This is a genomic window from Azospirillum brasilense (assembly GCF_001315015.1).
GTDB lineage: Bacteria > Pseudomonadota > Alphaproteobacteria > Azospirillales > Azospirillaceae > Azospirillum > Azospirillum brasilense.
This window is the reverse complement of the sequence record NZ_CP012915.1, coordinates 1,563,224-1,575,579: the sequence shown is the minus strand read 5'-3', so window position 1 is coordinate 1,575,579 and position 12,356 is coordinate 1,563,224. Positions and strand designations below refer to the sequence as shown.

General features: G+C 71.1%; 12 protein-coding genes. 11 read left to right on the top strand and 1 reads right to left on the bottom strand.

Going from position 1 to position 12,356, the window contains the following annotated elements:
• Nucleotides 1-9 precede the first annotated feature (9 nt).
• A complete protein-coding gene (locus AMK58_RS20850) occupies nt 10-939 on the bottom strand; it encodes a siderophore ABC transporter substrate-binding protein (RefSeq protein WP_035678103.1) in 930 nt (309 codons plus the stop codon).
• 242 nt (nt 940-1,181) lie between these two features.
• On the opposite strand from AMK58_RS20850, the gene AMK58_RS20845 reads away from it, so the two are divergent.
• From AMK58_RS20845 to AMK58_RS20795, 11 genes are all read left to right on the top strand, one after another.
• Nucleotides 1,182-1,811 carry a PadR family transcriptional regulator gene (locus AMK58_RS20845; protein ID WP_236778255.1) on the top strand — a complete coding sequence of 210 codons (630 nt, stop codon included), beginning with the start codon at nt 1,182-1,184 and terminating at the stop codon, nt 1,809-1,811.
• A gap of 29 nt (nt 1,812-1,840) precedes the next feature.
• Nucleotides 1,841-2,167, top strand: a complete 327-nt coding sequence (locus tag AMK58_RS20840) for a DUF2218 domain-containing protein (RefSeq protein ID WP_035678106.1) — start codon at nt 1,841-1,843, stop codon at nt 2,165-2,167.
• Nucleotides 2,168-2,311: 144 nt separating this feature from the next.
• Complete coding sequence (locus AMK58_RS20835) at nt 2,312-3,844, top strand: bifunctional metallophosphatase/5'-nucleotidase (protein WP_035678109.1); 1,533 nt, start codon at nt 2,312-2,314, stop codon at nt 3,842-3,844.
• A 5-nt stretch (nt 3,845-3,849) separates the two neighbouring features.
• Nucleotides 3,850-6,888 (top strand): hybrid sensor histidine kinase/response regulator, encoded by a 3,039-nt coding sequence (locus AMK58_RS20830; RefSeq protein ID WP_059399370.1) that lies wholly within the window; start codon nt 3,850-3,852, stop codon nt 6,886-6,888.
• Nucleotides 6,885-8,084: a sensor histidine kinase gene (locus tag AMK58_RS20825; RefSeq protein WP_158283117.1), complete on the top strand. Its 1,200-nt coding sequence runs from the start codon at nt 6,885-6,887 to the stop codon at nt 8,082-8,084. Before AMK58_RS20830 ends, AMK58_RS20825 begins: the two co-directional genes overlap by 4 nt.
• A 194-nt stretch (nt 8,085-8,278) precedes the next feature.
• Nucleotides 8,279-8,758 (top strand): HMA2 domain-containing protein, encoded by a 480-nt coding sequence (locus tag AMK58_RS20820; protein ID WP_035678149.1) that lies wholly within the window; start codon nt 8,279-8,281, stop codon nt 8,756-8,758.
• A gap of 13 nt (nt 8,759-8,771) precedes the next feature.
• Nucleotides 8,772-9,134 carry a cation transporter gene (locus tag AMK58_RS20815; protein WP_236778254.1) on the top strand — a complete coding sequence of 121 codons (363 nt, stop codon included), beginning with the start codon at nt 8,772-8,774 and terminating at the stop codon, nt 9,132-9,134.
• Complete coding sequence (locus tag AMK58_RS20810) at nt 9,131-9,487, top strand: hypothetical protein (protein ID WP_059399369.1); 357 nt, start codon at nt 9,131-9,133, stop codon at nt 9,485-9,487. The genes AMK58_RS20815 and AMK58_RS20810 overlap by 4 nt, the downstream gene beginning before the upstream one ends.
• Nucleotides 9,484-9,840 carry a hypothetical protein gene (locus tag AMK58_RS20805; protein WP_175424479.1) on the top strand — a complete coding sequence of 119 codons (357 nt, stop codon included), beginning with the start codon at nt 9,484-9,486 and terminating at the stop codon, nt 9,838-9,840. Before AMK58_RS20810 ends, AMK58_RS20805 begins: the two co-directional genes overlap by 4 nt.
• On the top strand, nt 9,833-10,183 hold the full coding sequence (locus AMK58_RS20800; protein ID WP_035681461.1) for a YtxH domain-containing protein: 351 nt from the start codon (nt 9,833-9,835) through the stop codon (nt 10,181-10,183). Before AMK58_RS20805 ends, AMK58_RS20800 begins: the two co-directional genes overlap by 8 nt.
• Nucleotides 10,180-12,318 (top strand): heavy metal translocating P-type ATPase, encoded by a 2,139-nt coding sequence (locus tag AMK58_RS20795; RefSeq protein WP_059399368.1) that lies wholly within the window; start codon nt 10,180-10,182, stop codon nt 12,316-12,318. Before AMK58_RS20800 ends, AMK58_RS20795 begins: the two co-directional genes overlap by 4 nt.
• Nucleotides 12,319-12,356: the final 38 nt, after the last annotated feature.

Here is a 12,356-nt window from a genome sequence, read left to right as displayed (position 1 = left end):
CTTCACGGATCAGGACTTCTTGGACAGCGCCGCCAGGAGATCGTCCACATCCTGCTGGAGCGCCGACAGCCCGCCGCCGACGATGTACCAGTTGCCGCCGTTCAGATAGACGACCTGGTTCTTCTGCCAGGCGGTGGTGCGGCGGACGATGTCGTTGTCGAGGAACTGCCGGGCCGGCTTGCCGTCCTGCCCGATGGCGGCGTCGCGGTCGATCACGAACAGCCAGTCGGGGTTGGTCTCCAGGATGAATTCGAAGGAGATGGCCTGCCCATGGTTGGCGACCTTCAGGCCGGGGGCGGCCGGCTGGATGCCGAACTCCGTGTGCAGAATGCCGAAGCGCGACCCCGGCCCGTAGGCGCTCATCTTGCCGCCGGTGGTCAGGACCAGCAGGCCCTTACCGGCGTTGCCCGCCACCGCCTTCAGCTCGGCGATGGAGGCGCGCAGCCGGTCCAGCTTCTGCTTGACCTCGGCGGTCTTGCCGAAGATGCGGCCCAGCGTCTCAGCGTTGGCGATGGCGCTGTTCAGGAAGTCGGTCTGGTCGGTCGTCATGTCGAGCGTCGGCGCGATGCGCGACAGCTCGGCGTATTTTGGGGCCGACCGGCCGCCGGCGATGATCAGGCCGGGCTCGGCGGCGTTCACCGCCTCGTAGTCCGGTTCGAACAGCGTGCCGATCTTCGCGTAGGACGGCCCGTCATACTTGGCGAGGTGCGGCGGCTTCAGCCCCGTGGGCACCCCGGCGATCGCCACGCCCAGCGCGTCCAGCGTGTCCAGCGCGGTCATGTCGAAGACCAGGACGGGGTCGAGCTTGGCGGGAAGCCGGGTCTCGCCCTGCGCGTGCCGCACCGTCATGTCCTGAGCGTAACCCGGGATGGGAGCCAGGGCGGCGAGGCCGACCACGGCGGCGGTCATGGCGAGGGCGTGGCGTCGGGTCAGCTTCATCCTTGACTCTCCTTCAACTTTGCCGGGACGGCCTATGCCGGATGGGCGGGCGCACTGTGGTCCCGAACGCGGCGGATCGTCAATGCGAATTGCTCGCATTCGCAGTATGCTTGACGGGCGTGGCTGAGGATTCCCGCTTTCCCTCCCCCAGGTTGGGAGAGGGGAAAAGACCGTGTGAGGGCTTGTGTTTCGACATGTTGCGATATATCTTGAACATATCGAAACACAGGAGAACACCCGTCATGAAGTTTTTCCCGAATCCCTGGTGCGGCCGGATGCGCCGCCATCATCCAGGTCCGCACGGCGACGGTCCCCATAGCGGCGGTCCCCGTCATGGCGGTGGGCGCCACGCCGTGGGGGACGGCTGGAGCCATGAGCGTCACGAGCGGCGGGGTGGCCGCGGCGGCCGGCGCGGCGTCTTCGAGGCGCCGGAGCTGCGGCTGGTCCTGCTGCGGCTGATCGCCGACGAGCCGCGGCACGGCTACGACCTGATCCGCGCCGTCGAGGAGCTGACCGGTGGCGGCTATGTGCCGAGCCCCGGCGTGATCTACCCGACGCTGTCGCTTCTGGAGGAGATGGGTCACATCGCCAAGGCGGATGCCGACGGCGCGCGCAAGCCCTTCGCCGTGACCCAGGACGGCACCGCCCAGCTCGCCCAGGACGCGGCCACCGTCGAGGCGCTGTTCGCCCGCCTTGCCGCCCTGGCGACCCGGCGGGCCCACACCGACGGCGCCCCGATCCGCCGCGCCATGGAGAATTTGAAGGCCGTGTTGATGCACCGGCTGGGGCGCGAGGGCGTCGACGCCGATACGGTGCACGCTGCCGTCTCAATCCTCGACGAGGCGGCCCAGCGCATTGAACGTCTTCCTTGAACACACCGTCACCGCAGCGAAGGATCATCATGAGACACGCCAGCAGCGTCCGCGTCCCGACCCCGAACGGCAGCCGCTACCTCCAACAGCTTTGCAAGCATTGGGCGCACAATCTGACGGTGGCGTACACGCCGGAGGCGGGGAGTGTCGTCTTCCCGCACAACGCCCGCGGCGCCGACTGGCCGGGCGACGCCACCCTGACGCTCCAGGCCCGGCCGGACGCGCTGGAGTGCCGGCTGGTCGCCAGCTCCGCCGAGCATCTGTCAGCCCTCAAGGGCGCGCTGGAGCGCCACCTCGACCGTTTCGCCTTCCGCGAGGTTCCGCTGGCCTATCCCTGGCAGGACGAGGCGGCCTGATCCGCTTGTTCCCTTTGTCCTTGTTCCGGCAGGGGATTTTGTCACCGGAATGTTCCCGGGCATGCATGGATATGCCTTGAACTCCCCCGCCCGAATACGGGAAGAACCATCCTGAAGGAACAGGGATGGCAGAAGGGGGTAACCATGCCGAAGCGCGGCAATGGGGAGACGGGGCGTTTTTCCGGCTGGCGTGCCGTCATGGCCGCCTGCACCGTCGCGGCGCTCGGCGCCATCGCGCCGGCCGCGTCGGCGGCGGAGCTGTCGATCGTCTTCACCTCGACGATGGCCGATATCGAGCCGGTGGAAGGCGAGGGCGGTCTCGCCAACCTCGCCACTCTGCTGCGCACCAAGCGGGCGGAGGGCGGCACCCTGTTCCTGCACGGCGGTGCGTCGCTGGCCGCGGGTGTTCTGTCCACCTTTGACCGGGGCGCCCACATGATCGACCTGCTGAACGAGCTTCAGCCCGACATGATGGCGGTGACCAAGCGCGATCTCGGCTTTGGCAAGGATGAGCTGACGCTGCGCAGCTACGAGGCGCGCTTCCCCTTCGTCAGCGCCAACACCATCGACCGCAACACCGGCAAGGTGATGGAGGGGCTGGAACCGTCGGCGCTGCTCGATACGCCCGTGGGCAAGATCGGGGTGGTCTCGGCGATCTCGCCGGAACTGACGGTCCAGTACATCGTGCCGGACATTGAGGTGCGCCCGCCCGCCACGATCGCCGCCGAGGCCCGCGCCCTGCGCGCGCAGGGGGCCGTTTATGTGGTCGCCATCCTGGACAACGCCCCGGAGGCGGTGGAGGCGCTGCGCGGCGAGCCCGCCATCGATGCGCTGCTCCAACTCTCCGCCAGCGGCAAGGACGTGCTGGAGGACGGCAATGGAAAAGTCTTCGGCGTCCATGTCAACGTGAAGGGATCGGCCTTCGTCCTGCGGCTGGACGGCGACGGCAAGGCGCCGCCCGCGCTGACCGGCGCCGACATCGTGCCGCTCGCCGGGCTGCCGCCGGATCCGGCGATGGAAAAGCGGGTCGGCGTCTATCTGACCCGCCTGTCGGAACTGCTGGACATCACCATCGGGACGACGGCGACCCCGCTCGACACCCGCCGCGCCGCGATGCGCACCGGCGAGAACGCCTTCGCCTCGCTGATCGCCGACGCCATGCGCGGCCATTTCAACACTGACCTGGCCTTCATCAACGGCGGCAACATCCGCGGCAACCGCCAGTATGAGGCGGGGACCGTGCTCACCCGCCGCGACATCCAGCGCGAACTGCCCTTCCGCGACTCCATCATCGCCGTCCCGCTGACCGGCAAGGCCCTGCGCGAGGCGCTGGAGGTCAGCGCCGCCGGGGTGAACAACCAGAAGGGCAGTTTCCTCCACCCGTCCAACATGGCGGTGGTCTACGACCTGAAGCAGCCGGCGGGCAGCCGCGTCGTCTCCGTCACGGTGGGCGGCAAGCCGCTCGACCCGAACGCAACCTATTCGGTGGCCCTGCCCACCTATCTGGCCCAGGGCGGCGACGGCTACAGCATGCTGAAGTCGCCCGGCGTTTCCTCCCCCTCCGCCTCCTCCTCTTCTGGGGCCGGCGGCAAGCTGCTGTGGGAGATCATGGCCCAGCACCTGACCGACCGGGGGACGGTGTCGCCCCGCATCGACGGCCGCATCACCGAGCGTTGAAGACGATGGAGCCAGCCTCCACCGCACCGGTCCCGCGCGCCCCCTTCCGGGGCGGCGTCGGGCGGCGCGTCGGGCTGGGCCTGCTGGTCATGGTGGGGGTGCTGCTGGGCGTGTCGGGTGCGGCGCTCTACGACCTCGCGCAGTTCCGGCACGCCCTGTCGGACCTGTCCAACGGGGCGCTGCCGCGCATCACCACCGGGGCGGTGCTGAACGGCGGCCTGCAGCAGGTGCTGTCGCAGGCGACCCGGCTGGGCGGTGCGACGAGCCACCCCGAACGGCGGGTCACCCTGGCCGAGCTGACGGCCAACCTGACGGCGGTCACCCGGTCGGCCCAGGCACTGTCCGACATCGAGGGCGGCGCCACGCTGGCCGGCGTCCTGGGGACCCTCGTCCCGACGCTGGCGGACCTCGACCGGCTGGTCGCCGAGCGCATCGATGCGGCGGCGCGCACCGACGACGCGCTGGACGAGACCCGCCGCCTGTCGGCGGAGGCCGGCGCGCTGGTCGCCGCCGTGCTGCCGACCCTGCCGGCGGACCGGCTGGGGCCGCTGACCGCCTGGACCAACACCGTCAACCGCGTGTTGAACGAGAGCACCCACGCCGGCAACAGCCGTTTCCAGCGCGAGATTGTGCGCGCCCAGCGCGACGCCGCGGCGGCGCTGTCGGCCCTGCCGGCGCTCCACGCCGGGCTGCCGCCGGAGCAGGCGGAACGCTTCGCTGCCCTGCACGGGCGGCTGGAGACGGCGCTGCTCGGCCCCACCGGCCTGCTGCCCAGCTTGATGGAGCGGCAGGCGGCCATCGCCCGCAGCAAGGCGCTGACCAACCAGGTGCTGGTGATGGTCGAGGAGGTCGTGAAGATCGCCCACGCGCTGTTCGAACGGATCAACGCGGCGGCGGCGGGCGAGGCGGACGGCCTGTCCGAAATGGCCGCGACGCAGAACCGCATCCTGGTCGGGCTGGGGGCGTTGGGCTTCCTGGTGGCGCTCGGCGTGTATCTGTACCTGCGACGCTTCCTGACCCTGCGTCTGGTCCGGCTGAACGACGCGGTGCTCGACCGGGTGGAGGGGCGGGAGACGCCGCTGCCCGACGGCGGCACCGACGAGATCGCCACCATCTCCCGCTCGATCCGCCACTTCCTCGACGAGATCGCGCGCCGCCAGCAGCAGGTGGAGGAGGCCCGCCGCCGCGCCGAGGAGGCGTCGCGCGCCAAGGGTGATTTCCTGGCGAACATGAGCCACGAGATCCGCACGCCGATGAACGCCATCCTCGGCCTCAGCCACCTCGCCCTGCGCGCCGGGCCGCCGCCGCGCCAGCGCGGCTACCTGACGCGGATCCGCGCCTCGGCCACGGCGCTGCTCGGCATCATCAACGACATCCTCGACGTCTCGAAGATCGAGGCGGGCATGCTGACGCTGGAGCGCGTGCCCTTCGACCTGTCCGCCGTGCTCGACATGGTGGCCGGCACCGCCGCCCTCTCCGCCGAGGAGAAGGGGCTGGCATTGCGGTTGGAGGTCGCTCCGGACGTGCCCACGGCCCTGCTGGGCGACCCGCTGCGGCTGGGGCAGGTGCTCCTCAACCTCGTCAACAACGCGGTGAAGTTCACCGAGAGCGGCAGCGTGGTTCTCGGCGTGGCCGCCGCGCCGCGCGGGCCGGAGGACACGGAGACCGAACTGCGCTTCGCCGTGCGCGACACCGGCATCGGCATGACGGCGGAGCAGGTGGCCCGCCTGTTCCAGCCCTTCGCCCAGGCCGACAGCTCGACCACCCGCCGCTATGGCGGGACCGGGCTGGGGCTGGCGATCAGCCGGCGGCTGGCTGTCATGATGGGCGGCGGCATCGCCGTGGACAGCGCCCCCGGCCTGGGCAGCACCTTCCGCTTCATGGTCGCGGTCGGCGTGCAGGACGACGCCGCGACGGCGCTGCCCGCCCTGGCCGATCCAGGGCTTGCGGGCTTGCAGGTGGACGAGCCGCTGCGTGGCCTGCGCGTGCTGGTCGCCGACGACAACGCCGTAAACCGCTTGGTCGCCCGTGAACTGCTGGAGGACGCCGGGTTGGCCGTCACCGCCGTGGCCAGCGGTGGGGAGGCGGTGCGGCTGGCGCTGGAGCCGGGGGCGGGCTACGCCGCGCTGCTGACCGACGTCCAAATGCCGGACATGGACGGCTTCGCGGTCGCGCGGGCGATCCGCCGCCAGTGCGGCCCCGACCGTCTGCCGATCATCGCGATGACCGCCCACGCCTTGGAGGAGGAGCGGCGGCGTTGTCTGGATGCGGGGATGGACGACCACATCGCCAAACCGGTGGAGCCGCACCGCCTCGTCGCCGTGCTGAACCGCTGGCTGAAGCCGTTCGGTCGGCGGAAGGCTTCGCCGATTGCCAAGGGCGTGGAGATGGATGCCGTGCTTCCTGACGGCTTGGAGGGGTTCGACCTCGCCCCGGCGCTGGCGCGGATGAACGGGCGGGCGGGCACGCTGCGCCGGGCGATCCTGGACTTTCTCGACCGCTACGGCGACGCGCCGGTCCGGCTGGAGCATCTGCGCAGCGCGGGAGACGGGCCGGCGCTGGAGCGTTACGCTCATGGACTGCGCGGCAGCGCCGGGACGGTCGGGGCGATGGCGGCCAGCGCCGCCGCCGCGGCGCTGGAACTGGCGGCGCGCGAGAAGCGGTGGGATGCGGTGCCGGGGCTCGTGGCCGACCTGTCCGCCGCCCTCGGTCCCGCGCTGGCCTCGGCGGAAACGCTGCGCGCCGTGGAAGTGGCTGTGGAGATGGCCGTGGAGGCGGTGCCGGACGTTCCGGCGGTTCCTCTCAACCTCGATGGGCTGGAGGGGGCGTTGCGCGCGCTGGAGGAGGCGCTGCGCAGCGGCAGCCTGTCGGCGGCGGCCCGCTTCGACGCTCTGCGCGGCCTGCTGGCCGGACGCGGCCATGACGAGGCGGTGGACAAGGTGGGGCGGGCCGTGGAAGCGTTGGATTTCGCCGCGGCCCGCGCGGCGCTGGAACGGCTCGCCGCCGCATGGATCAGGGAACGGGACTGGGAGACGACGCCGTGAGCGGTGGTCACATACTGATCGTCGATGACGATACGGCCAACATCCGCGCGCTCGCCAGCGTGCTGGAGGACCGCCACGAGGTGCGTTTCGCGACCTCCGGCCGCCGCGCGCTGGAACTGGCCTCTGCCGATCCGCCGGAGCTGGTGCTGCTCGACGTGATGATGCCGGGGCTGGACGGCTACGCGGTGTGCCGGCTGCTGAAGACCGACCCGGCCACCGCCGACGTCCCGGTGATCTTCATCACCTCGCTGTCCAGCCCGGAGGAGGAGGCCTTCGGACTGGAGACCGGGGCCGTCGATTACGTGACGAAGCCCTTCAGCCCGGCCATCGTGCGCGCCCGCGTCGCCACCCACCTGTCGCTGCGCCGGGCCAACCGCAGCCTGAAGGACGAGAACGAGCATCTGGAGGCGCTGGTCCGCGAGCGCACGCGCAAGCTGGCCCAGGCCCAGCGCGAGAAGATGGCGGCGCTGCGCCAGATGGTCGCCGGCGTGGCCCACGAGATCAACACGCCCATCGGCGTGGCGCTGGGCAGCGCGTCCCACCTCGGCGACCGGGTGGCCGCGATGACCGAGCGGCTGACCGCCAACCAGCTCCGCCGGGCCGAGCTGGAGCGTTTCCTGGCGAGCGCCGGGGAACTGGCGGCCCTGCTGTCCAGCACCATCGCCCGCGCCGGGGAGATCGTGCGCTGCTTCAAGGGGGTGGCGGCGGACCATGGCGGGCTGCGCCAGACCATCGCGTTGCGGCCTTTCCTGGAACAGGTGACGGAGAGCCTGCGCCCGCAGTGGGAGCCGCTGGGGCACCGCATGGCCGTGGACTGCCCCGCCGACCTGCGGATGGTCAGCAACCCGGCGATCCTGTCGGCGGTCCTGGAGCAGCTCGTCCGCAACGCGCTGGAGCACGCCTTTCCGGCGGGGCGGCACGGGCTGGTGACGGTGGGGGCCGCGGGGTCGGGGCCGGACACCGTCCTGCTGTCCGTCGCCGACGACGGCGCCGGCATCGCGGAGGGCACCGCCGGGCGCATCCTGGAGCCCTTCTTCACCACCCGCCGCGGCACCGGGTCGGTCGGGCTCGGCCTGAACATCGTGGACAATCTGGCGTCGGACCGGCTGGGCGGCACCTTCACCATCGCCTCGCGCTCCGGCGGCGGCACGCTGGCGACGTTGCATCTGCCGGTCCGCACCCCGCCGGATCTGTAGGCGAATTCCACCCCTTCCCCCGTTCCTGCACTTCTTGGGTGAGGACGCGGTTTTTCCGCAACGCCGCCTTGCGTCCGGCGCCTGCGCGCAACGCCGCGGAAATGTTTCACCATTGTGAAATTATGGATATCCTGCGCAACCATGAAGGCCCTTGACCGCGTGGGCGGATCGCGGCTGACGCAGGAGAACGGGCAATGACCGGACGAACCTCCCCCATCGCATCGGCGGTGCCTGGACGCATCCGCGTGCGCCACCCGCTGCTGCGCCGGACGGACCGGTTCCAGGAAGCGCTGGGGCGTTTGGAGGCGTTGGATGCCGTCCGGGTGACCGAGAGCAACCCGGCGGTGGGCAGCGTCCTGCTGAGCTACGACCCCGCTGTGTTGACGCCGGATGACGCCCGGTCCCAGGTGGAGGCGCTGCTGTCGGCGGTCCTGCACCCCGCGGAGGCCGCACCGTCGCCGGACGCCCCCGCCCCCGTCGCGGACAGCAAGCCGGCCGTGCCCGAGTTGAAATGGCGGATCAACCGCGCGGCCAAGATCGGAATGATGGGCAGCATGGCGGCGACCCTGGCGGCGCTGGGGGTGGGCAAGCGCGTCCATGCCGGCTTCGGCACGCTGTTCGTCGCCTTCATGCTCGTCCACATGACCGTTCAGCGCAAACGCCTCTTCCAATGACCGACCACCTTCAATGATCGACCACGCCCCGAACATGCCCGACGACTTTCTCAGCCGGTTGGCCGCCGCCCTGACCATCGCGCACCACATTCCGGGTCGGGTGCGGCTGAAGCTCGACGGCGCCGCGGAGCGCGCCCTGGCGTCGCTGGCCGACGACGCCAGGGCGCTGCACCGGGCGCTCACCGGTGCGGAGGGCATCCGCTCCGTCGCGCTGAACCCGCTCGCCCGGTCCTGCACCATCGAATACGACCCCGCAGTGATTCCGCCCTCGGCGTGGCCGGATCTGCTGAGCGGGGAAGCCAGCGCGGCGGCCGCGACGCTGCTGCGCATCGCCACCGCCGGCTTTGCGGGCGGCGCGCTCGAAAGGAGACCATGATGCTGCCGCTTCTGACATTCGCGTCCGGCGTGATCGCCGGGGCCATCGGCGTCCGGATGGTGAAAAACGCCAAGGCCAAGGCCGATCCCAAGATCGCCGACCTCAAGTCCATCGATGTGAAGGCCGCCGCCCGCGAGGGCGCCGGCAAGGCCCAGACCGCGGTGCGCGAGGCCGCGGTCACCGGCCTGCTCGCCATCGAGCGGACCTCCGCCGGTCTGCGCTCCCATCTCGCCACGCCGGTGGAGGAAGCCCCCGTCGAGGCGGCGCCCGCCGAGGCGGAGCCGGCAAAGGAAGATGTGGCGGAGCCGGCAAAGTCTGAGCCGGCGCCGTCCGCCGCACCGGGGGCCGCGTGAAACGCGCGAAACGGCGCGGCAAGGCGCGGGGCTCCGGCACGCTCGCCGCCAACATCACGCGCGACTTCACGCGCGGCATGGTGGCGACCGGCCTGCTGACCGCTGTCCAGGACCGCTGGGTGACGGGGGCTGAGCCCCCCGCGCCGCGCACCGTCCTGCGCCACGGCCTGCAGGGTGGTGCGGCGCTGGCCGCCGCCAGCGTCGCCGCCGACGCCCTGCGCAACCGCGACTACGCGCGCCTCGCGTTGGCGGTCGCCGCCGGGGCGGCGGGCGTGGTCATGATCGAACATCTGCTGAATCCGGCGGAAGAGCCGCCGCAAGAACGGCCGAAACACGAGGACCCCCATGGCTAAGAAGACCAAGAAGGCGTTGAAGAAGCTGAAGAAGCAGCAACGCCAGTACGAAGCCGCCATGGCCGCCGGCGGTACGCCGATGGGCGCCAATGCGGCGCGGGGGCAGGGGCTTCTCGGCGGGCTGAGCGGTCTTCTCCCGTCGCGCCGGTCCGAGCAGTTTCTGATCGGGCTGCTGGTCGGGGCGGCGGCGGCCTATGTGCTGTCCGACGAGGAACTGCGCGGCAAGATCGTGAAGTCCGGCCTGAAGCTCTACGGCAACCTCGCCGGCGGCCTCGCCGAGATGAAGGAGCAGATGGCCGACCTCCAGGCCGAGCTGGAGGCGGAACAGGCCGGAGCGTTATGAGCGGCCTGCCCTGGTTCCTGCGGCTGGAGCCGGTCCATCGGGTTCCGGGGCGCGTCCGGCTGCGCTACGCCTGCCGTCCCGGCGCCCCCGACGACACGACGACCCTGCACCGGGTGGTGGAGGCGGTCGCCGGGGTGACGTCGGTTCGGGTGAGCCGCGCTGCGCGGTCACTGGCCGTCCGCTACGATCCCGCGGTGACGGACGCCACGGCGCTGTGCCTTGCGCTGGCCGCCCTGCCGATTCCCGAACCGCCACCGCCCGCCCCGGCGGCGGAGGGCGGGGAAAATCACGGCGCGACGCTGGTCCGCAGCCTCGCCACGCTGGTCGGCGGTTTCCTTCTGCCCATGCCGCTGCGCCTGCCGCTGTCGCTGGCCGTCGCGATGCCGATGCTGCGCGAGGGCGTGGCCATCTACGGGCGGGAGGGTGTCAACTCCCATGTTCTGGAAGCGGCGGCGGTGGCGATCTCCCTGGCGCGACGGGATTTCACCGCGGCCAACACCACCGTCTTCATGCTGGCGCTCGGCGAATACATGGAGGAGTCCATCGCCCGCCGGTCGGACGCGCTGCTGAAGCGGCTGCTCCGCCCGTCGAGCGATCAGGTGTGGCTGCTGCGCGACGGCGTGGAGATCCAGTTGCCCGCCGACACCGTCCTGGTCGGCGACAGCGTGGTCATCGGCGCCGGGACGGTGATCCCGGTGGACGGCACGGTGCTGAGCGGGGAGGCGACCGTCAACGAGGCCGCCATGACCGGCGAGAGCGCCCCGGTGGTCAAGCAGCGCGGTTCCGCCGTCCTGTCCGGCACGCTGATGGAGGAGGGGCGGCTGGTCGTCTACGCCGAGCATGTCGGCAGCCACACCGCCGCGGCCCGCATCGCCGATTACGTCGAACAGTCGCTGACCGCCAAGAGCGAGGCGCAGCTCGACGCGGCGCGGTTGGCCGACCGGCTGGTTCCCACGGTGCTGAAGCTGGCCGGCGGCTCCTTCCTGATGACCGGCGACTGGCGCAGCGCCGCGTCGGTGCTCCAGGCCGACTATTCCTGCGCGCTGAAGCTGGCGACCCCGGTGGCCTTCAAGTCGGCCATGTACGGGGCGGGGCAGGCGGGCATCCTGATCAAGGGCGCCAACGCGTTGGAACGGCTGGCCCAGGCCGACACGGTCATCTTCGACAAGACCGGCACGCTGACCACCGGCGACCTTCAGGTGACCGATTCCATCGCCTTCGACCCGACCTTCAGCCCCGATGACCTGATCTGCCTCGCCGCCTCGGTGGAGGAGCATTACTTCCACCCGCTGGCGATGGCCGTGGTCAACGCCGCCAAGGAAACGCACAACCGCCACTTCGACCATCAGGAGGTCAAGTTCATCGTCGCCCACGGGGTGGCCAGCGTCATCGACGGCAAGCGCATCGTCGTCGGCTCCCGCCACTTCATCGAGGACGACGAGGGCATCGATACCACCGCCCACCGCGGGGCCATCGACGCGCTGCACCGCGACGGCAAGACGCTGCTGTTCATCGGCTTCGGCGGGGTGCTGGCCGGCGTGCTGGCGTTGAAGGACAGCGTGCGCGCGGCCAGCGCGGCGACCATCGCGCGGCTGCGGCGGGCCGGGGTGAAGCGGGTGCTGATGCTGACCGGCGACCACCAGGACCGCGCCGCCGAGCTGGCCGCGGAGCTGCATCTCGACGGCTTCCACGCCGACCTGCTGCCCACCGACAAGGCCCGCATCATCGAGGATCTCAGCCGCGAAGGCGCGCGCATCGCCTTCGTTGGCGACGGCATCAACGACGCCCCGGCGCTGGCCGGCGCCCATGTCGGCATCGCCATGCAGAAAGGGGCGGACATCGCCCGGCTGACCGCCGATGTGGCGCTTCTGGAGGATCGGATCGAGCGGGTGGCCGACGCCAAGGAGACGGCGAACGCCGCCATGGCGCTGATCGCCCGCAACTATCGGCTGACGGTCGGACTGAACAGCGCGATCCTCGGCGCCGCCGCGCTGGGCCTGCTGTCCCCGGTGGGCACCGCCGTGCTGCACAACGGGACCACGATCGGGATTCTGCTCAACGCGCTGCGCCGCGCGCCGGCGGCGTCGGTGCCCCCTCCCCAACCCTCCCCCGCTTCGCGGGAGAGGGGGGCTTGAGCGAAGCGGCGGCAGTCCCCTCCACCTCGTAGCGGGGG

What these genes read in the sequence shown, in the direction of transcription:
- AMK58_RS20850 (WP_035678103.1), bottom strand. Translation starts at nt 939, where the DNA reads ATGAAGCTGACCCGACGCCACGCCCTCGCCATGACCGCCGCCGTGGTC.
- AMK58_RS20845 (WP_236778255.1), top strand. Translation starts at nt 1,182, where the DNA reads ATGAAGTTTTTCCCGAATCCCTGGTGCGGCCGGATGCGCCGCCATCAT.
- AMK58_RS20840 (WP_035678106.1), top strand. Translation starts at nt 1,841, where the DNA reads ATGAGACACGCCAGCAGCGTCCGCGTCCCGACCCCGAACGGCAGCCGC.
- AMK58_RS20835 (WP_035678109.1), top strand. Translation starts at nt 2,312, where the DNA reads ATGCCGAAGCGCGGCAATGGGGAGACGGGGCGTTTTTCCGGCTGGCGT.
- AMK58_RS20830 (WP_059399370.1), top strand. Translation starts at nt 3,850, where the DNA reads ATGGAGCCAGCCTCCACCGCACCGGTCCCGCGCGCCCCCTTCCGGGGC.
- AMK58_RS20820 (WP_035678149.1), top strand. Translation starts at nt 8,279, where the DNA reads ATGACCGGACGAACCTCCCCCATCGCATCGGCGGTGCCTGGACGCATC.
- AMK58_RS20815 (WP_236778254.1), top strand. Translation starts at nt 8,772, where the DNA reads ATGATCGACCACGCCCCGAACATGCCCGACGACTTTCTCAGCCGGTTG.
- AMK58_RS20810 (WP_059399369.1), top strand. Translation starts at nt 9,131, where the DNA reads ATGATGCTGCCGCTTCTGACATTCGCGTCCGGCGTGATCGCCGGGGCC.
- AMK58_RS20800 (WP_035681461.1), top strand. Translation starts at nt 9,833, where the DNA reads ATGGCTAAGAAGACCAAGAAGGCGTTGAAGAAGCTGAAGAAGCAGCAA.
- AMK58_RS20795 (WP_059399368.1), top strand. Translation starts at nt 10,180, where the DNA reads ATGAGCGGCCTGCCCTGGTTCCTGCGGCTGGAGCCGGTCCATCGGGTT.